Annotated in this window: 17 protein-coding genes and 1 pseudogene; 13 read left to right on the top strand and 5 right to left on the bottom strand. The window is 71.8% G+C overall.

The features are described 5' to 3' along the window. The first annotated feature begins 87 nt into the window (after positions 1 to 87). Positions 88 to 1362 (top strand): acyltransferase family protein, encoded by a 1275-nt coding sequence (locus CLV40_RS39590; protein ID WP_104480172.1) that lies wholly within the window; start codon positions 88 to 90, stop codon positions 1360 to 1362. On the opposite strand, the pseudogene CLV40_RS18430 reads toward CLV40_RS39590, so the two are convergent. Then, positions 1329 to 2027 (bottom strand): annotated as a pseudogene (locus tag CLV40_RS18430) (maleylpyruvate isomerase N-terminal domain-containing protein); the annotation flags it as partial. The gene CLV40_RS39590 and the pseudogene CLV40_RS18430 overlap by 34 nt on opposite strands. Positions 2028 to 2440: 413 nt before the next feature. On the opposite strand from CLV40_RS18430, the gene uvrA reads away from it, so the two are divergent. From uvrA to CLV40_RS18410, 4 genes are all read left to right on the top strand, one after another. Beyond that, positions 2441 to 5290, top strand: a complete 2850-nt coding sequence (uvrA, locus tag CLV40_RS18425) for an excinuclease ABC subunit UvrA (protein WP_104480170.1) — start codon at positions 2441 to 2443, stop codon at positions 5288 to 5290. Between the two features lie 188 nt (positions 5291 to 5478). Then, positions 5479 to 5676 carry a hypothetical protein gene (locus tag CLV40_RS38105; RefSeq protein WP_104480169.1) on the top strand — a complete coding sequence of 66 codons (198 nt, stop codon included), beginning with the start codon at positions 5479 to 5481 and terminating at the stop codon, positions 5674 to 5676. Next, complete coding sequence (locus CLV40_RS18415; RefSeq protein ID WP_104480168.1) at positions 5666 to 8176, top strand: YcaO-like family protein; 2511 nt, start codon at positions 5666 to 5668, stop codon at positions 8174 to 8176. Before CLV40_RS38105 ends, CLV40_RS18415 begins: the two co-directional genes overlap by 11 nt. Positions 8177 to 8232: 56 nt before the next feature. Continuing rightward, positions 8233 to 9486, top strand: a complete 1254-nt coding sequence (locus CLV40_RS18410; RefSeq protein ID WP_104480167.1) for a phytase — start codon at positions 8233 to 8235, stop codon at positions 9484 to 9486. Here CLV40_RS18410 and CLV40_RS18405 read toward each other — a convergent pair. Continuing rightward, positions 9462 to 10763, bottom strand: coding sequence for a hypothetical protein (locus CLV40_RS18405; protein ID WP_146108093.1), 1302 nt, complete (start codon positions 10761 to 10763; stop codon positions 9462 to 9464). The two genes, CLV40_RS18410 and CLV40_RS18405, sit on opposite strands and share 25 nt — an antisense overlap. A gap of 377 nt (positions 10764 to 11140) precedes the next feature. Then, the gene (locus tag CLV40_RS18400; protein ID WP_374065072.1) at positions 11141 to 12631 is read right to left on the bottom strand and encodes a cation:dicarboxylate symporter family transporter; all 1491 of its coding nucleotides are present in this window, start codon (positions 12629 to 12631) and stop codon (positions 11141 to 11143) included. 91 nt (positions 12632 to 12722) lie between these two features. On the opposite strand from CLV40_RS18400, the gene CLV40_RS18395 reads away from it, so the two are divergent. After that, positions 12723 to 14267 (top strand): sensor histidine kinase, encoded by a 1545-nt coding sequence (locus CLV40_RS18395; RefSeq protein ID WP_104480165.1) that lies wholly within the window; start codon positions 12723 to 12725, stop codon positions 14265 to 14267. A 25-nt stretch (positions 14268 to 14292) separates the two neighbouring features. After that, positions 14293 to 14958: a response regulator gene (locus tag CLV40_RS18390; RefSeq protein ID WP_104480283.1), complete on the top strand. Its 666-nt coding sequence runs from the start codon at positions 14293 to 14295 to the stop codon at positions 14956 to 14958. A gap of 982 nt (positions 14959 to 15940) precedes the next feature. Here CLV40_RS18390 and CLV40_RS18380 read toward each other — a convergent pair. Further along, a complete protein-coding gene (locus CLV40_RS18380; RefSeq protein ID WP_245931380.1) occupies positions 15941 to 16249 on the bottom strand; it encodes a DUF1844 domain-containing protein in 309 nt (102 codons plus the stop codon). A gap of 330 nt (positions 16250 to 16579) precedes the next feature. On the opposite strand from CLV40_RS18380, the gene infC reads away from it, so the two are divergent. The 6 genes from infC to CLV40_RS18350 all read left to right on the top strand — a co-directional run bounded on the left by infC (position 16580) and on the right by CLV40_RS18350 (position 22833). Further along, positions 16580 to 17236, top strand: coding sequence for a translation initiation factor IF-3 (infC, locus tag CLV40_RS18375; RefSeq protein ID WP_245931365.1), 657 nt, complete (start codon positions 16580 to 16582; stop codon positions 17234 to 17236). A gap of 96 nt (positions 17237 to 17332) precedes the next feature. Continuing rightward, positions 17333 to 17527 (top strand): 50S ribosomal protein L35, encoded by a 195-nt coding sequence (gene rpmI / locus CLV40_RS18370; RefSeq protein ID WP_104480161.1) that lies wholly within the window; start codon positions 17333 to 17335, stop codon positions 17525 to 17527. Positions 17528 to 17611: 84 nt separating this feature from the next. After that, the gene (gene rplT, locus CLV40_RS18365) at positions 17612 to 17989 is read left to right on the top strand and encodes a 50S ribosomal protein L20 (RefSeq protein WP_104480160.1); all 378 of its coding nucleotides are present in this window, start codon (positions 17612 to 17614) and stop codon (positions 17987 to 17989) included. Between the two features lie 23 nt (positions 17990 to 18012). Then, positions 18013 to 18810: a TrmH family RNA methyltransferase gene (locus CLV40_RS18360; protein WP_374065071.1), complete on the top strand. Its 798-nt coding sequence runs from the start codon at positions 18013 to 18015 to the stop codon at positions 18808 to 18810. A gap of 916 nt (positions 18811 to 19726) precedes the next feature. Beyond that, positions 19727 to 21043, top strand: a complete 1317-nt coding sequence (locus CLV40_RS18355) for an Rv3212 family protein (protein ID WP_374065070.1) — start codon at positions 19727 to 19729, stop codon at positions 21041 to 21043. A 164-nt stretch (positions 21044 to 21207) separates the two neighbouring features. Next, the gene (locus CLV40_RS18350) at positions 21208 to 22833 is read left to right on the top strand and encodes an alpha/beta hydrolase (protein WP_104480158.1); all 1626 of its coding nucleotides are present in this window, start codon (positions 21208 to 21210) and stop codon (positions 22831 to 22833) included. Positions 22834 to 23059: 226 nt separating this feature from the next. Here the strand turns inward: CLV40_RS18350 and CLV40_RS18345 are convergent, their stop codons facing one another. After that, the gene (locus CLV40_RS18345; RefSeq protein WP_104480157.1) at positions 23060 to 23293 is read right to left on the bottom strand and encodes a hypothetical protein; all 234 of its coding nucleotides are present in this window, start codon (positions 23291 to 23293) and stop codon (positions 23060 to 23062) included. Between the last annotated feature and the right edge of the window lie 95 nt (positions 23294 to 23388).

Genomic DNA, 23388 nt, shown 5'->3' with positions numbered 1-23388 from the left:
CTCAGGCGGGGCTCAGACACAGCCCTTATCCTGTTATCTGAGCGTGACCTGATATTCCCCGTCCCCGTCGCCGACACCTGTGAGCCTGTGCAGACATCAGAGACAGCGCAGCAGAAGCGGTCCCCGCGCAAGATCAGCTGGGACGTGCTGAGGGTGGTCGCCGTGTACTCGGTGGTCGTCCAGCACATCACCCACCAATCCCCGATCAACCACCCCGAACTGGGCCCGTACCCGTTCGTGCTCCCGCTGCAGTTCGGCGCGAGCACCCTGTTGGTGGTCTCCGCCTACTTCGTGTGCGTCACCGTCCGCCGCGGCGGCACGGGGCGCTGGCTGTTCAACCGGCTCGCCCGGTTGCTGCCCGCGTACCTGGTCGCCGTGGTCGTCACCTACGGTGTCACGCGCGCGGTCGCCGACTCGTTCGGGTGGCCCCTGCCCACCCCCACGGACCTGGTCGGCAACCTCCTCATGATCCAGGCGTGGTCGCCCCAGTTCCACTGGATCGACGCCTCCTACTGGACCCTGCCCATCCAGGTCTTCGCCTTCACCGCCGCCGCGATCCTCTGGCCGCGCGGGTGGAGCCGCGGCATCCGGCTGCCGGTCCTGCTGTGGACCCTGGTCGTGGCGCCGATCGTCATCCGCTTCGCCTGGCGCGGTGACGACGCGGCCCAGTGGATCAGGTCGGCGTTCGACGGCCTCGCCCTGCACCGCGTCGCCCTGTTCGGCGTCGGCGCCGCGATCTGGCTGTGGAGCAGGAAGCGCATGTCCACCGTCCACATGGCCGTGTACGTGCTCGCCGCGCTCGCCGCCCAGGACGCGCACGCGTTCTTCAACGACACCCCGTCGACCATCGCGTTCGGCGTCGTCCTGCTCGGCGTCATCGCCGCCGCGGGCGGACCCGACTGGGACATCCCCGTCCTGCGCGGCGCCAACCCGGCGATCCGCTGGCTGGCGGGCATCTCCTTCGGCGTCTACCTGACCCACCAGGTGCTCGGCTTCGTCCTGTCCCGCCTGCTGCTCGACGCGGGCGTCGACGCCTGGGGCCGGTTGGTGGCCTGCGTCGCCCTGGCCATCCTGCTCGGCTGGGCGATGACCCGGCTGGTCGAACAGCCCGCGCACCGCTGGCTGCTCGCCAACGGCCCGGTCATCTGGCGCCGCGCCCGGCGCGCGCTCGCCGCGACCGGTCGCGCCCTGCGGGACCTGCCGCAGGTGCCCGCTCAGGCCCAGGCGGAGAGCTCCGGCGGCGTGCCGGTCAAGCCGGAGCCGTCCGACCGGCGGGTCAACCAGCCCAGCACGGCCGCCGCCGGTCCGGAGACCTCGGCGGAACTCGACTGGGTGGCGATGGCCAGCTCCCAGGTGCGCTGACGGCCGTCGGGGAGCTGCGCGACCACCCGCAGCGGCTCCCCGTCGGCGCGCAGCCGGACCGGCCGCACCGCGATGTCGAGCAGCCGGTCCAACTGGGCGGCGGGCAGGTCACCGAACTCCACGCCCGCGTCCAGGTCGACCAGGTGGTGCCAAGCCTCGAACAGGGCCAGCTCCGGCAGCTCGGCCGCGACCAGCTGCAACCCGGACGGGTGGGTGACGGTCGCCGACCACTCGGCGTCCGACAACCGGTGGAACGCGGTGTGAAATCGATCACAAGCGGCGTACAGGTCCTCGCGGATCACCTGGGCCAGCCGCTCCGCGCCGGCCGCGATGTCCGCGTCCCGGTCCGCGCGGCTGGCGTACGCCGGGTGCTCGATCCCGGTCCGCGCCCAGGTCATCAGGTTCACCAGCGCGTCAGCGTTGCGCGCCAGGTGGGTCACCACGTGCGCCTTCGACCACCCCGGCAGCCTGCTCGGCGCCCGGAAGGCCGGTTCCGGCAGCTCCGCGACGACCCGGTGCAGCACCGCCCACGCCTCGGTGAGCGCCTGGTGCGCGTCCGCCGCCCGCGCCTGCGCGGAGTCCGACCGGCGTTGACCGGGGAGATCCGGCCCCCGGCTCGCGTCGACCGCGCTTGCGGTGTTGGTGGACGTGTCCGAAACGCTCATACCGACCCCCGAACTTCCGTTGGTGGAATGGCTGTGGCCTGGTGCGCGGCGCGGCTGGTGTGATCGGAGCAACGCGCTCCCACCTCCAGAGTAGGCCGCCGCGCCTACTGACCGGTACCGCCGGCACGGGTGCGTTGGTCGAAGACGTCGTCCAGAATTGTCGGTGCCCCGATCTAGCATCCCCACGCCATCCCTCTGCCCTTCCGCTCCAGGCACTCTGTCGCGGGTCCTCGCACCCGCGCGCGCCCGGAGATCACGAGTGGTAGGGGGGACGACACCGCTGGTCAGACCCCCATGACTGGCACCCCCACGCGCTGGGTAACACTGGCTGGTGACACAGGGTCACCGCTTCGGGTCCACCCAGGACCGACCCAGCGCCCCGAACCAGCCCCTGCACTACCGAAGGGACCTCAGTGGCCGACCGCCTCGTCGTTCGCGGCGCCCGGGAGCACAACCTGCGCGGCGTCGACATCGACCTGCCCCGCGACAGCCTGGTCGTGTTCACCGGCCTGTCCGGCAGCGGCAAGTCCAGCCTCGCCTTCGACACGATCTTCGCCGAGGGCCAGCGCCGCTACGTCGAGTCGCTGTCGGCCTACGCCCGGCAGTTCCTCGGCCAGATGGACAAACCCGACGTCGACTTCATCGAGGGCCTCTCGCCCGCGGTGTCCATCGACCAGAAGTCCACCAGCCGCAACCCGCGCTCGACCGTCGGCACCATCACCGAGGTCTACGACTACCTGCGGCTCCTCTACGCGCGCGCGGGCAAGCCGCACTGCCCCACCTGCGGCGAGGCGATCAGCAAGCAGACCCCGCAGCAGATCGTCGACCAGGTGCTGGCCATGGAGTCCGGCGTCCGGTTCCAGGTGCTCGCGCCGGTCATCCGCGGCCGCAAGGGCGAGTACGTCGACCTGTTCGCGAACCTGCAGACCCAGGGCTACTCGCGGGCGCTGGTCGACGGCGTCGTGCACTCGCTGACCGAGCCGCCGAAGCTGAAGAAGCAGGAGAAGCACCACATCGCGGTCATCATCGACCGGTTGTCGGTGAAGGCCAGTTCCAAGCAGCGGCTCACCGACTCGGTGGAGACCGCGCTGCGGCTGGCCGACGGGCTCGTCGAGCTGGAGTTCGTCGACCTGCCGGAGAACGACCCGAAGCGGGTCCGCGGCTTCTCCGAGCACCTGGCCTGCCCCAACGGCCACCCGCTCGGCGTCGAGGACCTGGAGCCGCGCTCGTTCTCCTTCAACTCGCCCTACGGCGCGTGCCCCGAGTGCACCGGCATCGGCGTGAAGAAGGAGGTCGACCCGGAGCTGGTCGTCCCGGACGACGAGCTGTCCCTGGCCGACGGCGCGATCGCGCCGTGGGCGGGCGGGCAGACCGCCGAGTACTTCACCCGGCTGCTGACGTCGCTGTCGGAGACCATCGGGTTCCGGATGGACGCCCCGTGGCGCAAGCTGTCGGCGAAGGCGCAGAAGGCGGTGCTGCACGGCGTCACCGACCAGGTCCACGTCCGGTACAAGAACCGGTACGGGCGCGAGCGGTCCTACTACGCCGCGTACGAGGGCGTGATCCCGTTCCTGGAGCGGCGGCAGGAGCAGACCGACTCGGAGTACATGCGGGAGAAGTACGAGGGCTACATGCGCGAGGTCCCGTGCCCCTCGTGCCGCGGCACCCGGCTCAAGCCGGAGATCCTCGCCGTCACCCTCGACCACCCCGACGGCGACCGGTCCATCGCCGAGGTCTCGAACATGTCCATCGGCGAGTGCTCCGCGTTCCTCGACAACCTCAAGCTGGGCAAGCGCGAGGCGATGATCGCGGGCGCGGTGCTCAAGGAGATCCAGGCGCGGCTGCGGTTCCTGCTCGACGTGGGGCTGGACTACCTGTCGCTGGACCGCGCGTCCGGCACGCTCTCCGGCGGCGAGGCGCAGCGCATCCGGCTCGCCACGCAGATCGGGTCGGGGCTGGTCGGCGTGCTGTACGTGCTCGACGAGCCGTCGATCGGCCTGCACCAGCGGGACAACCACCGGCTGATCGAGACCCTGACCCGGCTGCGCGACCTGGGCAACACGCTGATCGTCGTGGAGCACGACGAGGACACCATCCGCGCGTCGGACTGGGTGGTCGACATCGGACCGGGGGCGGGGGAGCACGGCGGCAAGGTCGTGCACAGCGGCACGTTCAAGGAGCTGCTGAAGAACAAGGAGTCGCTGACCGGCGCGTACCTGGCCGGGCGCAGCGTGATCCCGATGCCGGAGCTGCGGCGGCCGATCGACAAGAAGCGGCAGCTGACGGTGGTCGGCGCGCGCGAGCACAACCTGCGCGGCATCGACGTGTCGTTCCCGCTGGGCGCGCTGGTCGCGGTGACGGGCGTGTCCGGGTCGGGCAAGTCCACGCTGGTCAACGACATCCTCGCGACCGTCCTGGCGAACAAGCTCAACGGCGCGCGGCAGGTGCCGGGGCGGCACACGCGCGTGAAGGGCCTGGAGCACGTCGACAAGCTCGTCCAGGTCGACCAGTCGCCGATCGGCCGCACCCCGCGTTCGAACGCCGCGACGTACACCGGTGTCTTCGACCACATGCGCAAGCTGTTCGCGTCGACGACCGAGGCCAAGGTCCGCGGCTACCAGCCGGGCCGGTTCTCGTTCAACGTCAAGGGCGGGCGCTGCGAGGCGTGCGCGGGCGACGGCACCATCAAGATCGAGATGAACTTCCTGCCGGACGTGTACGTGCCCTGCGAGGTCTGCAAGGGCGCGCGCTACAACCGGGAAACGCTCGAGGTGCACTACAAGGGCAAGACGATCGCCGAGATCCTCGACATGCCGATCGAGGAGGCGGCGGACTTCTTCGAGCCGATCAAGGCCATCCACCGGCACCTCAAGACGCTGGTCGACGTCGGCCTCGGCTACGTGCGGCTGGGCCAGCCCGCGCCGACCCTGTCCGGCGGCGAGGCGCAGCGGGTGAAACTGGCCAGCGAGCTGCAGAAGCGCTCGACGGGCCGCACGGTCTACATCCTCGATGAGCCCACCACGGGCCTGCACTTCGAGGACATCCGCAAGCTCCTCGGCGTGATCAACGGCCTGGTCGACAAGGGCAACACGGTGATCGTCATCGAGCACAACCTGGACGTCATCAAGACCGCCGACTGGCTCATCGACATGGGCCCCGAGGGCGGCACCGGCGGCGGTGTCGTCGTGGCCCAGGGCACCCCGGAGGACGTGGTCAAGGACGAGACCAGCCACACCGGCCAGTTCCTCGCGCACGTCATGTAGCGCGGCGGTGCCCGCACCCGCCGGGTGTGGGCACCGCCACCCCGGTCCGGCTACCCGCGGAAGTGGCGAGTGGACGCCCCGTAACCAGCGGAAATGACATCTGGACACGGTGTATCCCCGTCGCGGATGCTGGCTCCTACCTCGTAGGCGCGGCTTGATCGACATGCCGGACGAGGAGGACACCACCGATGTCGAGGGAACCGGAAGCCCGGGTGGAGCGGTCGCAGCGGAGCGTGGCCGCGGTGCGGGCCTTGGTGGACGACCGCGGTGGGCGGCGGTGGGGCCACGGCGGCGTGACCAGTGCCGCGGACTTCCGGGTGCTGCCCCGCGCGGCGCGCGGCGGACAAACGGGACCAGGTGGCTGGGGGTTCGTTGGTGGGCGCTGAGCTGCCGGAGACCGCGTCGGCGTCGGCCTCGGTGTCGGGGGAGGACGTCGAGCGGACCCAGGTCGTGGTCGAGGAACCCGCGGCACCCCAGGCGGAGTCGCTCGAGGTGACCCGCGCGGTCGGGGGCACGGGCGGCGGGGAACTCGTCGTCGCCCTGCGCACGGTCGAGGCTGTGGCTGAGTCCGCGGCGGACTCGGCCACACCGGTGGAGACCGGGAAGCCGAGCGGCGCCGCCGAGTCGGAGGACCCGGCGGCGGAAGACGCGGGCGATGCCGACGAAGACGAACTTGACGAAGTCGACGAGGACGAGGACGAGGACGACACGGTCCCGACGGGCGACGTCCGGTGGCCCGGCATCGAGAACGACGACGACGTCCGGTTCGGTGTGGGGGACGAGGACGAGACCACCCAGGCCGTGAACCCCGTTCGGAAACGGGACACCAACGGCTCCGGCCCCGCAGCGGGCGATCGTGGGGACGAGGCTCAGGCAGGTCAAGACCTCGATGGCGAGGCCACGCGGGCGGTAGGGGCTCAAGAGGTTCGGGACCTCGATGGCGAGGCCACTCGCGCCGTTGTCGGTGGGCGGCCTGGTGCTGGTGATGGCGAGGCCACCCTCGCGGTGAAGCCCCGGTCCGCGCACCCCCTCAACGACAGCGAGGCAACCCAGGCCGTGGGCGGGCCTCGGCGCGCCCAGCCCGCCGACGACGTCGAGATCACCCAGGTGGTGCGCCCGGTCCCGGTGCCCCTGTCGGTCGGCGTGGTGCGGGAACGGTTGCGCCGCGAATTCGGCAGCGCCGTCGTCGTGCTCGACGCGCCCGGGCGGGTGGTGCCCGGGACCCGGCTCGTCGTGGGGATCAACGACAACCCCGACTTCGACCGGTGGCTGCGCGGCACCCGCCTGCCCGTGCTGACCATCACCCTCGCCACCGCCACCGCGCACGTCGGCCCACTGTCCATCCCGGACACCCCCGGCTGCGCGGGCTGCGCGCGCACCCGCAAGGCCGCCGCCCGGCACGCCACCCGAGAAGCGCCACCCGCGCTCAAGCCGAGCGGGCGGCCCGCCCTGGACCACATCGCCGACCTCGTCCGGGCCGCCACCAAGCACGGCGCCACCGACCTGGTCGGGCACATCGTCGAGGTCGGGGCCGGGGAACCGCTCTGGCACCGGGTCATCCCGCTCGCGCACTGCGGCACGTGCGGCGGCGCGAAGGGCGGCGCGCCCCAGGACGTCCCCGAGACCGACGACCCCGCCGAACTCCTCACCGCCCTCGCGGGCTGGGTCGACCCGCTCACCGGCGTCATCCCGTGGATCACCGTGCACACCCCCTTCGACGGCGCGCCGCACGTGGCGACCGCCGCGCCGCCGCACGTGTTCGACCGGGCGGGCAAGCCGCGGGCGCTGCCCCTCGGGTGGGGCAGGGGCACCGACCCGGCCCAGGCGATCCTGGCCGCGGTCGGGGAGGCCGTCGAGCGGTACTCCGCGTCCCTGCCCGACCCCCGCCGCGTCGTGTGGGCGCGGCCCGCCGACCTCGACGGCGAGGTGCTCGACCCGCGCGAGTTCGCGCTCTACGAACCCGAGCAGTACGCCGCCCCCGGCTTCGGCTACGCCCCCTTCGACCGCCGCGTAGACCACCCGTGGGTGCGCGGCACCTGGCTCGGCACCGACAACCCGGTGTGGGTGCCCGCCGTGTTCAGCTACCTCGCCATGACGCTGCTGCCCGAGCACCTCATCTGCCAGGGCACCTCCAACGGCCTCGCCGCCGCGCTCGACACCGACGCCGCCACCGTCCGCGCGACCCTCGAACTCGTCGAGCGCGACGCCATGATGACCACCTGGCTCACCGGCGCCCGCGGCCGCTACGTCGAACTCGACGACACCCTCGACCCCGAGGTGGCCGACGCCGTCGACGGCCTGCGCGCCGCGGGCCCCACCGTCGAGATCTACCTGCTGCACACCTCCCGCTACGGCACCACCGCCGTCGCGCTCGCCGTCGGCGACGGCAAGCGCTGGCCCGGCGCCGCCATCGGCCTCGGCGCCGACCGGTCCCCGCGCGCCGCCATCCGCGACGCCGTGTTCGAACTCGCCCGCACCGCCCCGCACCTGGCGACGCTGCTGCGCGACCGCGAGGTCGTCGTGCCCGCCCGGGCGCAGGCCGTGCGCGGCGCGCTCGACCACGCCGCCTTCTACTTCCCCGCCGACCGCGTCGCGGCCTTCGACCGGCTCCGCTGCGGCGGCACCTCCCGCCTCGCCGACCTGCCCGAACCCGCCTTCGACACCACCATCGACGACCTCTCCGGGCACCTCGGCAGCAAGGGCGTCCGGGTCGCCGTCGTCGACGTGACCAGCGCCGATGTGGCGACCGGCCCGTTCCGCGTGGTCCGCGCCGTCAGCCCCGACCTGCAACCCATCAGCCACGGCTTCGGCTACGACCGCTCCCCGGTCGCCCGCCTGCGCCACGCGGGCACGCCCGTGCGCCGGGTCATCCACCCCATATGGTGACGTAGTTCACCAAGCGGTCAGCCCGGGGCAACCCGCGCCGGGGAAGATCACCGGCCATGCGCGCCCCCTGGATCATCGCCGCCGCACTCGGATCCCTCACCCTCCTGGTCACCCCCGCGCACGCGGGGCTGCCCACCACCAGTGCCCTCCGCGAGACCCCACCCGCCTTCGACGACGACGAAGGCGGCAACGCCGACGCCGACGACCCGGCCATCTGGGTCGACCGCGCGCACCCCGAGCGCAGCCGCGTCCTCGGCACGCTGAAGAACGGCGGCCTCGCGGTGTTCGACCTGCACGGCCGCCAGGTCCAGCACTTCGCCACCCCGCCCGCCCCGACCCCCGACGCCGAGGCGGGCCGGTTCAACAACGTCGACGTCGTCACCGGTGCCCGGATCGGCCGCCGCGTCCTCGACCTCGCGCTCGTCTCCGACCGGGGTCGCGACCGGATCCGGGCGTACGCGATCGACGCGCGCGGCACGCTCGCCGACGTCACCACCGCGAACCCGCCGCGCGCGTTCAGCGCGACCGAGACCGAGGTCGACGAGCAGCGCACCGCCTACGGCCTCGCCGTCGTCCCCGACCCGGCGGGCGGCGCGCCGTGGGTGGTCACCAGCCGCCGCCACGACACCCGCCTCGGCGTGTTCCGCCTCGCCGACGACGGCACCGGCCGGATCACCTACCGCCGCGCCGACACCGTCGACCTGCCCGCGTCCTTCCGCGTCGACGGCCGCGACTGGTCGCCGTGCGCGGAGCCGGGGGAGGGCCCGCAGGTCGAGGGCATGGTCTACGACCCGGTGGGCGGCGCGCTCTACGCGGCCCAGGAAGACGTCGGCGTCTGGCGGATCCCCCTGCGCGGCGGCGAGTTCGGCACACCGTCCCTTGTGGACCGCGTACGCGAGTACGGCAGGCCCGCGGCCTACGACGAGGCCACCGAGGAGTGCGCCTTCACCGGCCCGCCGTCGCCCGCCGCCGGTCGCTACCTGACTGCCGACGCCGAGGGGCTCACGATCGCCACCGGCAAGCGCGGCGAGCGGCTGCTGCTGGCCTCCAGCCAGGGCGACAGCACCTTCGTCACCTACGACATCACCCGCGGTTTCCGCCGCACCGGCGGGTTCGAGGTGACCGGCACGTCCACTGTGGACGGCGTGCAGCACAGCGACGGCGCCGCGGTCACCACCACGCCGCTCGGCCGGGACTTCCCGCACGGCCTGCTGGTCCTGCACGACGGCGAGAACACCCCAAACGGTGGCCGGGAGAGCACCGACTTCAAGTTCGTCCGCTGGGATCAGGTACCGACCTCGACCAGGTGAGGCCGCTCGGTGGGGCGCGGCCGCAGCGCGCGCCCCACCAGCACCAGCAGCGCGGCGGCCACGAGCAGCAGCGCCAGCAGCCACGAGGTCGTGAACATCGGCTCCGGGTACGCGCTGCCCAGCACGCGCTCACCCGACGGCACCGCCGGGATCGCGACCAGGCCGACGAGGACGACGGGGGCCAGCGGCCCGCCCCCGGTCTCGACGGTGGTCGCCGCGGCGACCAGCGCCGTGAGGCCGACCGCCGCCGCGACCGCCACCACGGCCATCGGCGCGTTCTCCGCCCCCAGCGGGGGGAGGGCGATGCCCGCGGCCACGGCGGCCACGATGAAGATCGGGTCCAGGTGCGCGGCGAAGCACACCGCGCCGAACACCACCACGGACGCGAACACCGCGACCGTGCTCAGCGCGCTCAGCGGGTGGTCCACCGGTGCGTCAGGTGGTTTGCCGACGGTTTCCAGGTACCGGATGCCGATGCGCAGCAGCGCCGAGCCCGCGAGCGCCGTGAGCACCAGGGCCAGCGTCCGCGGGGCCGCGCGCCACGCGACCACGGCGGCCAGCGCCAGGAGCAGCGCCACGGAGACCACGCCCACGGCGATGACCTCCGCGGCGTCGTCCTCCCCGGGACCGGTTCGCTCGCGGAGGTAGTACCCCGTGAGCACCAGGTACACGTCCGTCCCGGCGGTGACCGCGATGGCCGCCAACCCGGTGACCAGCGGTGTCACCGCGCCCCGAGCGGACTCGGTGTCGCGCCACGTGATCAGGACCGCCCCCGCGGCGCCCGCCAGCGCCAGGCCCGCCGCGATGAACGGCACCACGTCCCAGGCCGAGGGCTCCAGCCTGCGCAGCGCCAGCGGCCCGCCGATGAGGAAGCAGGTCGCGGCCGTGCCCGCGAGGACCGCGGGGCGCGCCCGGTGACCGAGGTGGCGCAGCCTGCTCGCGCCGCCGAGGACGCCGAGCAGCAGCAGGACCGCGGTCGCCGTGGTGACCACCGAGGTGACGCGCAGCCAGGTCTCGAAATCGCTCTCGCGGTCCGGCGGCCAGTTGGCGATCCACACCACCCCGTCGATGAGGTTCACCGCCGCGCCCACCACCAGCACCCACGCCCAGCCCCGCGCCGGGAACCGCCACAGCGTGAACAGCGCGGCGGCGCTCACCGCGGGGATCACCCACAGCAGGTCCCACCCGCTCGTCAGCGCCCACGGCGCCGCGGGGTGGCGGAACAGCAGCGCACCGGTGGCGGCCAACGCCGCGAGAAACGCCCACCGAACGGTCATGGGGAGCACGGTAAGGCCGAACGCGTACGCCGCACGGAGGCCGAGTCCCACTCGTGATCAAGTGTTCGCCGGGCGAGAAGGTCGCGGATCCCGTGGGAAAACACCGGATCCGCATACGGCTTGCCGGAATGGGCCCGGTGCGCGGGGTTTCGTGGGGGAGCGGGCGCGAACCCTGGGCCGCGTGGATTTCGGTAGGGCCGTTTGCCCATTCCTGCCAACGAAATCCGACGGGGGTCGGCGGAATTCCCGGGTGCGCGGGGAAATCCGCACTGACGCGGCCCGGTTCGACGGTCTTCCCCGAGAAGGACCGAACCGCCCGCACCGGGGGCATCGGCGGCGGGCGGCTCGTGGGGTTAAACGACCGGACATGGTGCAGGCTACGGTTCCCGTGCACTTTCCGGTGCGTTCGCCCGTGCGGCGGAACGGGTTGTCGGCTGTCGGCGCGGCTCGGGTACGCCGGGTGGCTGTTCCGCGTGGTCACTGACCTGCGTGGACCGCCCGTCCGCCGCCGGGGACCCCGGTGACGCCGCGGCGTCGTCGGATTGCGCCAACCGTGGCGTAAGCGTCGATTCGGGGAACGGGTCGTCACCGGCGAGCACGGCCCTGGCCCGCGCGTGGTCCAGCTCCCCGGTCCAGCGGCCGACCAGGACGGTCGCCACCGCGTTGCCCGCGAAGTTGGTCAGCGCCCGCGCCTCGGACATGAACCGGTCGATGCCGACGATCAGGCCGACCCCGTCGACCAGGTCCGGCCGGTGCGACTGCAGCCCACCCGCCAGCGTCGCCAGACCCGCGCCGCTGACCCCCGCCGCGCCCTTCGACGCGATCACCATGAACGCCAGCAGCCCCACCTGCTCGCCGACCGACAGCGGCGCGCCCGTCGCGTTGGCCACGAACAGCGTCGCCATCGTCAGGTAGATCGCGGTGCCGTCGAGGTTGAACGAGTAGCCGGTCGGCACGGTGATCCCGACGACCGGCCCGCCGACGCCCAAGTGCTCCATCTTCGCGATCAGCCGCGGCAGCGCGACCTCCGACGACGACGTGGACAGGATCAGCAGGAACTCGCGGCCCAGGTACCGCAGCAGCGCGAACAGGTTGATCCGGGCGACCAGCCACAGCAGCGGCCCCAGCACCGCCACGAGGAACACCGCGCACGTCGCGTAGAAACCGAGCATCAGCACGGCGAGGCTGCGCAGCGCCCCCGCGCCGGTCGCGCCGACCACCGCCGCGATGGCGCCGAACGCGCCGACGGGCGCGATCCACATGACCATCGCCAGGATCCGGAACACCAGCCGTTGCACGTGTCGCACGCCGCGCAGGATCGGTTCGCCACCCGAACCCATGAGCTGCAACGCGAACCCGGCGAGCAACGCGACCAGCAGGGCCTGTAGGACCTCGCCGTCGGTGAGCGCGGAGACCAGGGTCGTGGGGATGACGCCGAGCAGGAACTCCGTGGTGCCCTCGGCCTCCTTGACCTGTGCCGCACCGCTTTGGCGTATTGCGTCGGTGAGCTGCAAGCCGTCGCCCGGGTGCAATACGTTGCCCACCAGCAGGCCGATCGCCAGCGCGACGGTCGACATCACCAGGAAGTAGCCCAGCGCCAGGCCACCCACCCGGCCCACGCTGCGCGCCTTCGCCACCGAACCGACGCCGAGCACGATCGTGCAGAAGATGACCGGGGCGATCATCATCTTGATCAGCGCGACGAACCCGGTCCCCAGCGGTGCCAACGACTTCCCGGTCGCGGGGAACAGCAGCCCGACCGCGACGCCGAGCGCGACGGCGACCAGCACGGCCACGTACAGCAGGTGCGTGCGGTCGCGCCGGGCGGGTACCCCGCGCCGGTCGGCGGGCTCGGGCTGGTCGGACACGGTGGCCTCCCGGAACTCGGGTGGCCCTACCATCCCGGGGGGTGTGGCGCCGGTCACGGTTGCGTTCATAGCGGTCGCGGGGAGGGGTGCGGTGCGCGGGCGGTGGAGTGTGGCGCGGCAGCTGCTGGTGCTGCAGGTCGTCATCGTCGGGGTGCTGGTCGCCGCGGGCGCGGCGCTGGCCTGGGTGGACGTCACCGAGCGGACGGAGGCGGCGACCGCGGCCGACGCCACCGTGCTCGCCCGCGCCGTCGCCGACGCGCCGTCCGTGGTGGCCGCGGTGACCGGGCCCGACCCGACCGCGGTGCTGCAGCCCTACACCGAGCGGCTGCGGGCCGACACCGGCATCGACTTCGTCACGATCATGGACACCGCGGGCACCCGGTACACCCACCCCAACCCGGCGATGATCGGCGGCCGCTTCCTCGGCAACACCGCCGAGGCGCTGGCCGGGCGCGCGTTCACCGAGACCTACACCGGCACCCTCGGCCCGTCCGTGCGCGCGGTGGTCCCGGTCTTCGACGGCCCCCGGGTGGTCGCCCTGGTCAGCGCCGGGGTGACGCTCGCGACGATCAGCCAGCGCGTGGGCGATCGGGTGCTGTGGCTCTTCGGCGCGGCGGGCGTCGCGCTGCTGCTCGGCGGCCTGGGCGCGGCGCTGGTCGCGCGGCGGCTGCGCAGGCAGACCGGCGGCATGGCGCCGGGGGAGCTGAGCCGGGTGCTCGGCCACCACGAGGCGATCCTGCACGCGGTCCGCGAGGGCCTGGTGCTCATCGACCAGCGCGGCCGGGTCACGCTGTGCAACGACGGCGGGCGCGTGCTCCTCGACCTGCCGCCGGCCGCCGACGGCACCCGCGTCGACCGGCTCGGCCTGCCGGAGAGCCTGGTCGAGCGCCTGCTGTCGGGCACGGAGATGCGCGACGAACTACACCTGACCGAGACCCGCGTGCTCGTCGTCAACTCGACGAAGGTCCACGAACAAGGCACGGTCGTCACGATCCGCGACCGAACCGACCTGCAAGCCCTGACCGGCGAGCTGAACACCATGCGCGGCTTCGCCGAGTCCCTCCGCGCCCAGGCCCACGAGGCCGCCAACCGCCTGCACACCGTGGTGTCCCTGGTCGAGATGGGCCGCCCGGCCGAGGCGGTCGAGTTCGCGACGGAGGAACTGGCCGTCGCCCAACGCCTGACGGACCAGGTCGTGTCGGCGGTGTCGGAACCGGTCGTCGCGGCCCTGCTGCTGGGCAAGGCGGCGGACGCGGCCGAACGCGGGGTCGACCTGGTGATCACCCCGGACTCGGTCGACTTCGCCGCGGTCCCCGTCGCCGCGCGGGAACTCGTGACGATCCTGGGAAACCTGATCGACAACGCCGTCGACGCCGCCGTGGACGGAGCCCGCGACCGCCGCCCGGAAGTCCGGGTCTCCACCGGCGGCACCCCGCGCGAAGTCGTGCTCCGCGTCGCCGACAGCGGCCCGGGCCTACCCCCGGAAGCCTTCCGCCGCGGCTGGTCCACCAAGGCGGACGGCCGTGGCCTGGGCCTGGCGCTGGTCGGCCAGGCCGTGCGGCGCGCGGGCGGCGTCGTCGAAGTGACCCACGGCGAGGGCACGGTCTTCACCGTCCGACTGCCGGTGACGAGGTGACGACCACACCGTGTTGGCTATGCCCGTGATCAGGACGCTGGTGGTCGAGGACAACCCGGTGGCCGCCGAGGCCCACCGCAGACACGTGACCCGCGTACCGGGCTTCGCGGTCGCGGGCGTAGCCCGCTCCGGCCGCGAAGCCCTGCGGTTCCTGGAAAGCGCGCCCGTCGACCTGGTGCTGCTGGACCTCTACCTACCGGACACCCACGGCCTCGCCCTGCTCCGCTCGATCCGCTCGGCGGGCCACACGGCCGACGTCATCGCGGTCACCTCGGCCCGAGACTTGGCGGTGGTGCGGGCCGCGGTGTCGGCGGGGGTGGTGCAGTACCTGATCAAGCCGTTCACCTTCGCCGCGCTGCGGGACAAACTTCAGGGGTACGCGCGCTTCCGGGCCCGGGTGGGTGGGACGGGGGAGACCGACCAGGTGGCGGTTGACGCGGCCTTCGGCTCACTCCGCGCCGGCGCGCTGCCCAAGGGCATGAGCACCCAAACCCTGGAATCGGTAGCCACCGTCCTCGCCGCCCACCCCGACGGCCTCTCCGCCACCGCCACGGCAACCGAAGTGGGCGTTTCCCGGGTGACCGCCCGCCGCTACCTCGAACACCTTGCGGACAACGGCCTGGCCTCCCGCCAACCCCGCTACGGCGCGGTCGGTCGACCGGAGGTCTGGTACCGCCGCGCCGGCCCCTGAGCCACGCTCTTCCGCTGCCCGCTGCCCGCTGCCCGCTGCCCGCTGCCCGCTGCCCGCTGCCCGCTGCCCGCTGCCCGCTGCCCGCTGCCCGCTGCCCGCCTGCTCGTCCGCCCCTTTCTCCGCCGCCCGCTGCTACACCGCCCGAGCCGCCACGCACAGACCCCTCCCGCCCGGGGGCAGGCCCTTGATCCGACCCTATCGGCGCTGCTCAGAGGCTACAAGGACGTAGCTCGGGGCTGTGGATAAGTCGAGGACATGTGGATAGCGGGCACCGCGCGCCATTCTCTCGGGTATTCGTATAAGCATTCAGCTATCTAGATATTGGTTTGAAGGCCAGATCGAAGGAGGTGACCGCAAGGGGCGGGGGTGGTTGAAAGCAAAACGAGGACGAGGGACACCGTGCGTGGCTGGGAGGCAGGCCGGGAGTGGGACTGGGAGGCGGGGGTGTGGTTGGGGCGGAGCTGAGATGCGGGTCGGGATGCGGAGCGGTGACGCGCAGTTGAGACGCGGGTTGGGACAGGGAGTTGGGATGCGGAGGTGGGACGGGGAGGTGGGGACGGGGAGTTGGGACGGGGAGCGGGGAGGTGGGGACGTGGGGCCCGGATGCAGGGCCAGAGGTGGAGGCGAGAGACGCATTGGGGTAAGAGCCAGGGCAAGAGAAATGAGGTAGGGCGAGAGCCGAGAGGCAGACGCGGGCCAAGTCGGAGCAAGGTGAGGTGATCAAGGTGGATGGGTTGTCGAGGTGACCGAAGCGAGGCCGTCGGCGGCGCGGCGCCCTGGACGACGCGGGCGGAAGTCATTCCTGGGTCACGAAAGCACCCACAAGCGAACCCGCTCCCGCGGCCATAACGCCAAACCCGCTCCAGCGATCAGCCGATATCCCCCAACGACAGCACAACCACCGAGCCCCAACCAAGCAGTGCGGGCCTGGCCACGACCAGAACCCGCACCACCCAACCGACCAACAGCCCACTGAACCGACTCAGTAAACCGGCCCGGTGAACTTCTCCCCAGGCCCCTGCCCGGGCTCATCCGGAAACGCCGACGTCTCCCGGAACGCCTTCTGCAACGACTGCAACCCGTCCCGGATCGGCGCCGCGTGCGGCCCCAGGTACTCCACCGACGCCGTCACCAACCCCGCCAGCGCGGTGATCAACCGCCGGGCCTCGTCCAGGTCGCGGTGGGGGCTGGTGTCCGGGTCGGGGTCGGCGAAGCCGAGGCGCTCGGCGGCGGCGGACATCAGCATGACCGCCGCTCGGCTGATGACCTCGACACTGGGAATGTCGACCAGGTCGCGCGCGTTGTCCCGGTGCGCGTCGTCATCGGGGGTGGCGGGGCCGGGCTCGGCGGTGGCGTCGTTCACGGTCTGCTACCCTTGCACGTGCGACCAGCCCCCGTTAGCGCGGGGGCGGCAAAGTGGAGCCCCCGCTCCCACCCGCGCCACCGCTCAGGCGGCCGGGTCCGGTTGCCACGGCCGACCAGGCTCGCCCTGGGCGCCGTGGTCTCTCGACGTCCGTCGTCGGGTAATCGGTCGGAAGCGGGCCCCGGTGTGCCACGGCACTCGGGGCTCGACGCAGTTCTTGGGGACCTCACGAGCCGCGCACGTCGCGACGATGACGACGTGTGGCAACGCCCACCCGCCAGGGTGGGGGATCGCAACCCGGACCAAGGAGGCCCCATCAGCACGGAGACACGCATCAACGACCGCATCCGCGTGCCGGAGGTCCGACTCGTCGGCCCCAACGGCGAGCAGGTCGGCATCGTCCGCATCGAGGACGCGCTCCGACTCGCGCAGGAAGCGGATCTTGATCTCGTCGAGGTCGCGCCCCAGGCCCGCCCGCCCGTCTGCAAGCTCATGGACTTCGGGAAGTTCAAGTACGAGAGCGCGCAGAAGGCCCGCGAGTCCCGGCGGAACCAGGTTCTCACCGTCATCAAGGAGCAGAAGCTCCGGCCGAAGATCGACTCCCATGACTACGAGACCAAGAAGCGCAACGTCGTGCGCTTCCTCGAACACGGGAACAAGGTCAAGGTCACGATCATGTTCCGTGGCCGCGAGCAGTCCCGCCCCGAACTGGGCTTCCGGCTGCTGCAGCGGCTCGCCGAGGACGTGGAGGAGCTCGGCTTCGTGGAGTCCTCGGCCAAGCAGGACGGCCGGAACATGATCATGGTGCTGGCGCCGCACAAGAACGTGAAGCCCAAGCCGAAGCCGACCCAGGCGAGCGCGGACTCCGACGAACCGAGCGAGAGCTCCACGGACGAGATCTCCACCGAGGAGTGACCGGGGCCGGGAACCCTCCCGGCCAGCACACCCCCGAAGGCCGCCCGCGCGCCCGCCAAGAGCGCGCCGGGCGGCACGAAGACTGAGGATCGAACAATGCCGAAGATGAAGACCCACTCCGGTACCGCCAAGCGCGTGCGGATCACCGGCAAGGGCAAGCTTCGTCGCCAGCAGGCGGGTCTGCGCCACAAGCTGGAGAAGAAGTCGAGCGTCGTGACCCGCCGCCTGTCTGGCACCGAAGAGGTCGCCAAGCCGGACGTGCGCAGGCTCAACCGGCTGCTCGGCCGCTGACCCTCCGGCCCATCGGGGCTTTTCCCCACCCTTGACCACCCGGGCGCGCCGCCGCGCGCCCACTAGATCGGACAGGACGGACCCGTGGCACGCGTCAAGCGGGCGGTCAACGCCCAAAAGAAGCGCCGCACGACCCTGGAGCTCGCCAGCGGCTACCGCGGCCAGCGCTCGCGGTTGTACCGCAAGGCCAAGGAGCAGGTGCTCCACTCGCTCAACTACGCCTACCGGGACCGTCGTGCCCGCAAGGGTGACTTCCGGAAGCTGTGGATCCAGCGGATCAACGCCGCGGCCCGGCAGAACGGCATGAGCTACAACCGCTTCATCGAGGGCCTGCGGGTGGCCGGCGTCGAGGTGGACCGCAAGATCCTCGCCGAGCTCGCGGTGAGCGACCCGACCGCGTTCACCGCGCTGGTCGAGCTGGCCCGGACCAACGCCGGGACCCAGGGCAAGGCCGCTTCCTGAGCACGCGTCTCCCGCGACCCGGGGTGCTGCCGTTCACCGAACGCACACCCCGGGTCGTCGCCGCTCGGCACCTGACCCGCCGCGCGGGCCGCGACAAAGCCGGCCGTTTCCTGGCCGAAGGCGCCCAAGCCGTCCGCGAGGCGTTGGCGCACGGTGTGGTGCACGAGCTGTTCGTGACCGAGACCGCCGCCGCGCGCAACCCGGACCTCCTGGACCGCGCGGATTCGCTCGGCGTGCTGGTGTCCACAGTGACCGACAAGGCCGCCGACGGCCTCTCGGAAACGGTGACCCCCCAGGGCCTCGTCGCGGTGTGCGACCTCGTCGACCGGTCGTTGGCCGACGCGCTCGCCGCCCGTCCTCCGCTCGTCGCCGTCTTGGTCGGCGTCTCCGACCCGGGGAACGCGGGCACCGTCACCCGGGTCGCCGACGCGGCCGGTGCCGGGGCGGTCCTCTTCGCGGGCGACACGGTGGATCCGCACAACGGCAAGTGCGTGCGGGCTTCCACCGGCAGCGTTTTCCACTTGCCGCTGGCCCGCTCGCGTGACGTGTCCGAGGTCTTTTCGGCTTGCCGCGCCGCCGGTTTGCGCTTGGTGGCCGCGGACGGCCACGCCTCGCACGACCTCGACGCCGCGATCGACTCGGGCAGCCTGGCCGTCCCCACGGCGTGGGTTTTCGGCAGCGAGGCCCACGGCCTGGACGAGTCTGTTCTGTCCTCAGTGGACGACGTGGTCAAGGTCCCCCTCTACGGCGCCGCGGAAAGCCTCAACCTGGCCACCGCCGCCGCCGTCTGCCTGTACACGAGCGCCCGCGCCCACCGCTGACTTCCCCGCGGTCACCAGGTTCCGCGTCGACCTCTCTCCGCCACCCTTCAGTATCCGGCTCATCGCGCCCCGATCGGGTGGCGTTTGTCCACAGCCATACTGGCTTGGACCGCTGACCTGGTACTTCGCTGCCGATCGCTTGTCCACATGCGCCGTTTTCGTCCACAGGAAATCGCACCCCGGTTCCAGCTGCTCCTCCGCCGATATCCTGGAGCAGGGCTGCCCCTCCCCCGGTGGAGGGGGTGGGGGCTGTGCTTGGGGCGGTCGGGGTTCTTGAAGAAATGATCTTTGGGGTGTGGGCGGGGCTGGTGGGCGGCCTGCGTCTGCGTTGAAAAGCAGCAGAGCGTGAGTGGAGTGGGACACGCTGGTTGGGGCTGTGGGCCAGATAGGTGTTCGACCAGACCGAGGTGGTTGAGGTGGTTGATGAGCTTCCTAATGCCGCGATCGTGGCTTGGGCCTGATGTTGGGCAGCCAGAGTCAATGCTTGTGGGACTTGGGGTTGCCTCCTGGAAGAGGTGATCTTTGGGTACGGGCTGGGCTGCGCGGGGGAGGACCGTTGCGTGGTGGGTTCGGCTGAGGTGACGAGCGCCCGGGGCAAGGTGGGGTGGCCGCTGGTTCGAGGTCGCGGGCGGTTGGGTGTTGGACGAGGTCGAGCTGGTTCGGGTGGCCGTGGTTGATGAGGCGAGCGGTGCGGCGACCTCCGGCCACGGACGGCGAGTAGTGCGGGCAATCACGAGTGCGGACGGGGCGTTTGAGGCTTGAGCGGGGCCGCGAGAAGTGTGGTTCGGTGGCGCCGACAAGATGCTGTGGACTGCCAAGTCGCGGGAGGCGTGGCGGTGGGGCGGATGGGGTGCGGTCGTGCTTTCCCATTCCCAGTTGCCCGGGGTGGGACGTTCAAGATCGGTAAGCTGCCGGTGTGGATGAGCGCGGTGGGGACAGCGGTCAGGGCGTGGGGCGGCGGTCGTTCAACCGGACGCGGGATTGGGTCCTTCTGGGTGTCCTTTCGGCCCTGTTGATCGTCTGGGCCGTGGTCACCTGGCGCACCAGCGACCTCCGCGCGACCACCTCCGAAACCGCGCCCGGTGCGCCGCTCACTCCCGCTGCTCCGGTCGAGTTTCCGTTGAGTCTGGGGGAGGTCTGGCGGGCGGAGAGCCCGGCCACGCCCGTGCCCGCGGTGACCGGGCCGACCGTGGTGACCGCGGGCGGCAACGAGGTGCAGGGCCGTGATCCCCGCACCGGTGACGTCCGGTGGCGCTACGCCCGCGACCTGACCCTCTGCACCGTTGCCCCGATCGACACCGTCCCGCCGCAACGACTCGAGGTGCCGCGCAACGTCATCGCGCTCTACGGCACCGATGGTGGTTTGCTCCCCGCGGGCGACTCCCGCGTCGGTGGCGGGTGCAGCGAGGCCACCTCCCTCGACGGGGGCACCGGTGCGCGCGCGGCCGCTCGCCACCTCGACTCCGAGTTCGGCACGCGGCTGTTCGGGGACGGCGACCATGTCACCTCCACCGGTGCTCGTTTCGTGATCAACATGCGGTCCGACCTGGTCACCGCCTCCTACTACGGCACCCGGCCGACGATCGTGTGGTCGCGGCCCAACCTGCGCAAGGGGTGCGCCTACGGCTCGATGGGGCTGTGGGGTGGGCGGGCCGGTGTCATCGAGCGGTGCCCCGGCGAGGCGGGCGACCGGTTGACCGTCTACCGCGTGCAGACCGCCCCCGGCAAGGATCCGGACGAGGTCGAAGAGGTCTTCTCGCTGTTGACCGGGCCGTCCGCGCGGCTCGTCGCGATGACCGACAGCCACATCGCGATCGCCCTGCCGGACCCCGCCCGCGTCGTCGTGTTCGACCAGGCGGGGCAGCAGGTGGGCGAGTACCCGGTCCAGGTGCCGGACGGCGAGTTGCGCGCCGACCCGCCGGGGCGCGTGGTGTCGGGGTTCCTCGGTGGCAGCGCGTTCTACTGGCACACCGGCACGGTCACCGTCGCCCTGTCCCGCGACGATCTCCGTCCGCTGTGGAGGGTCGAGGGCGCGCTCGGCGCGGGGGTGGAGTTCGCGGGTCGGTTGTTGGTGCCCCGGGCGGGCGAGTTGGCCGTGGTGGACCCGGTCAGCGGTGCCGTCGGCGGTCGCTTCCCGGTCGACCGCGGTGACCACACGGGACCGGTCGCGATGTCGACCATTGGTCCGATCGTGTTGGAACAGCGCGGGTCCACGTTGGTCGCTTTGCGCTGAACGGGCTACGACAACCGTTTCGTCACCGCTCGTATCCGCCTCGATCGCTTTCACGAACGCAAAAAACCGCCTGTCGCTATTCCCATGCGGACGGTTTCGGGGCAGCATCGACCGGTCCGCGAACGACACCCGTTTCCGGACAAAGCGTGACGAAAAGGGGCAATGTGAAGAAAATCGTGGCGGCGCTCGCCGCGGCGGGCTTCGTGGTGGGCGGCGCGGTCCTGGTGCCCTCGGCCCAGGCGGCGCCGAGCCAGCCCAAGCCCGCGCCCAACCAGGTGAACTACGACCCGGCGCCGATCGCGTGGGGCACGTGCGCCAGCCCGGGCCTGGCGCGGCGCGGCGCCGAGTGCGGGTTCCTCGAGGTCCCGCTCGACTACGCCAAGCCGGCCGGGACGAAGATCAAGCTGGCCGTCTCGCGGATCAAGGCCAAGGTCACCCCGGACAAGTACCAGGGCATCATGGTCACCAACCCGGGCGGCCCCGGCGGCTCCGGCCTGACCCTGTCGGTGCTCGGCGAGTTCGTGCCCAACGGCGCGGGCCAGGCCTACGACTGGATCGGCTTCGACCCGCGCGGCGTCGGCTCCAGCGTCCCCTCGCTGGCCTGCGACGGCTCCTACTTCTCGTACAACCGGCCGTTCTACGTGCCGGTGAGCAAGCAGCTGGAGAAGACCTGGCTGGACCGGTCGAAGGGCTACGCGGCGGCCTGCGACAAGGCGGGCGGCGAGCTGCTCGACCACGTCAAGACCACCGACACGGTCAACGACGTGGACGTGCTGCGCAAGGCCCTGGGCCAGGACAAGCTGAACTACTACGGCTTCTCCTACGGCACCTACCTCGGCCAGGTGTACGCCACGCTGTACCCGGACCGGGTGCGCCGCATGGTGCTCGACGGCAACGTCGACGCCCGCAAGGTGTGGTACCAGGCCAACCTGGACCAGGACGTCGCCTTCGACCGCAACATCAAGGTCTACTTCGACTGGATCGCCAAGAACGACAGCGTCTACCACCTCGGCACCAAGGGCCGTGACGTGGAGGCCCTGTTCTACCGCGAGCAGGCGAAGTTCCTGAAGAAGCCCGCGGGCGGGGTGATCGGCCCGGACGAGTGGACCGACATCTTCCTGCAGGCCGGGTACTACGTGTTCGGCTGGGAGGACGTCGCCAACGCGTTCTCCGCCTGGATCCACGACGGCGACTGGCAGGGCCTCAAGGACCTGTACGACGCCTCCAACGGCCAGGGCCCCGGCTCGGACAACAGCTTCGCGATGTACCTGGCGACCCAGTGCACCGACGTGCAGTGGCCGACCCAGTGGTCGCGGTGGCAGGTGGACAACTGGCTGACCTTCCTGCGCGCCCCGTTCGAGACCTGGGGCAACGCCTGGTTCAACGCCCCGTGCCTCACCTGGGGCGCGAAGGCGGGCAAGCCGGTGCCGGTGGACGGGTCCAAGGCGCCGCCGATCCTGCTGATCGGCGAGACCCTGGACGCGGCGACCCCGTACGAGGGCAGCCTGGAGCTGCGCAGCCGGTTCCCGAAGTCGGTCCTCATCGAGGGCGTCAACGGCACCACCCACTCCGGTTCCCTCAACGGCGTGGTGTGCACCGACGACAAGATCGCCGACTACCTGGCCACGGGCGCCCTCCCGGCGCGCAAGCCCGGTAGGCACTCGGACGCCCAGTGCGACCCGGTGCCGCAGCCGAACCCGGCCGCGGCGGCGAAGCAGCGCGCGGCGGTCGCCGGTGGCGACATCACCCGCGCGGACCTGCAGAAGCTGATCATCGGCGCACGGGGCTAGTTCTCTCCCGTGGACCGGGGGTGTGGGCTGCGGCCCGCACCCCCGGTTTCGTCTCCGGGTGGGTTGCCGCTGTGGCGGGTGGGTCTGTCCCGTGCGTTCGAGATCCACCTGCCCTGAGGCACAGCCGCCGGTTGGGGTGCGCCTGCTCCGACGAACGCGATCTGGCCGACTGGACTGCCGGGAGCCGGTCCCGCAGCCATGGTGAAGCGGCTTCGTGGGGGCTGAGTCACCAGCCCATGTCGTGTGCCACTTCCGCTTGGGCGGCGTCGATTTCCTCCCGCGTGACGTCGAGGACGTCCACGTCCACCTCCGTCCGGGTCAGCAGGTCGGCCAGGGCCTGCTTCTGGGCGGGGTGGGTGATCGGGACGGTGTTGAGGTCGGTGCTCATCAGCCAGTCGAACAGCACGATGGCGTCGGCGCGCCAGCGGGTGATCGTCTCGGTGGGCAGGGTGGAGTGCACTCCCTCATGCTGCCGTGCCCGCCGTCCGGGTGCCCGGCGGAGCGGCGCCCGGTACGGCGAAGTGGCGGGTCCACAACGGACCCGCCCCTTCGCGC

It is taken from the genome of Actinokineospora auranticolor (assembly GCF_002934265.1).
Classification (GTDB): Bacteria; Actinomycetota; Actinomycetes; order Mycobacteriales; family Pseudonocardiaceae; genus Actinokineospora; species Actinokineospora auranticolor.
The sequence above is the reverse complement of the archived record's forward strand: the minus strand, read 5'-3'. Positions and strand labels throughout refer to the sequence as shown.

What these genes read in the sequence shown, in the direction of transcription:
- CLV40_RS38105 (WP_104480169.1), top strand. Translation starts at nt 5,479, where the DNA reads ATGTCGAGGGAACCGGAAGCCCGGGTGGAGCGGTCGCAGCGGAGCGTG.
- CLV40_RS18410 (WP_104480167.1), top strand. Translation starts at nt 8,233, where the DNA reads ATGCGCGCCCCCTGGATCATCGCCGCCGCACTCGGATCCCTCACCCTC.
- CLV40_RS18405 (WP_146108093.1), bottom strand. Translation starts at nt 10,763, where the DNA reads ATGACCGTTCGGTGGGCGTTTCTCGCGGCGTTGGCCGCCACCGGTGCG.
- rpmI (WP_104480161.1), top strand. Translation starts at nt 17,333, where the DNA reads ATGCCGAAGATGAAGACCCACTCCGGTACCGCCAAGCGCGTGCGGATC.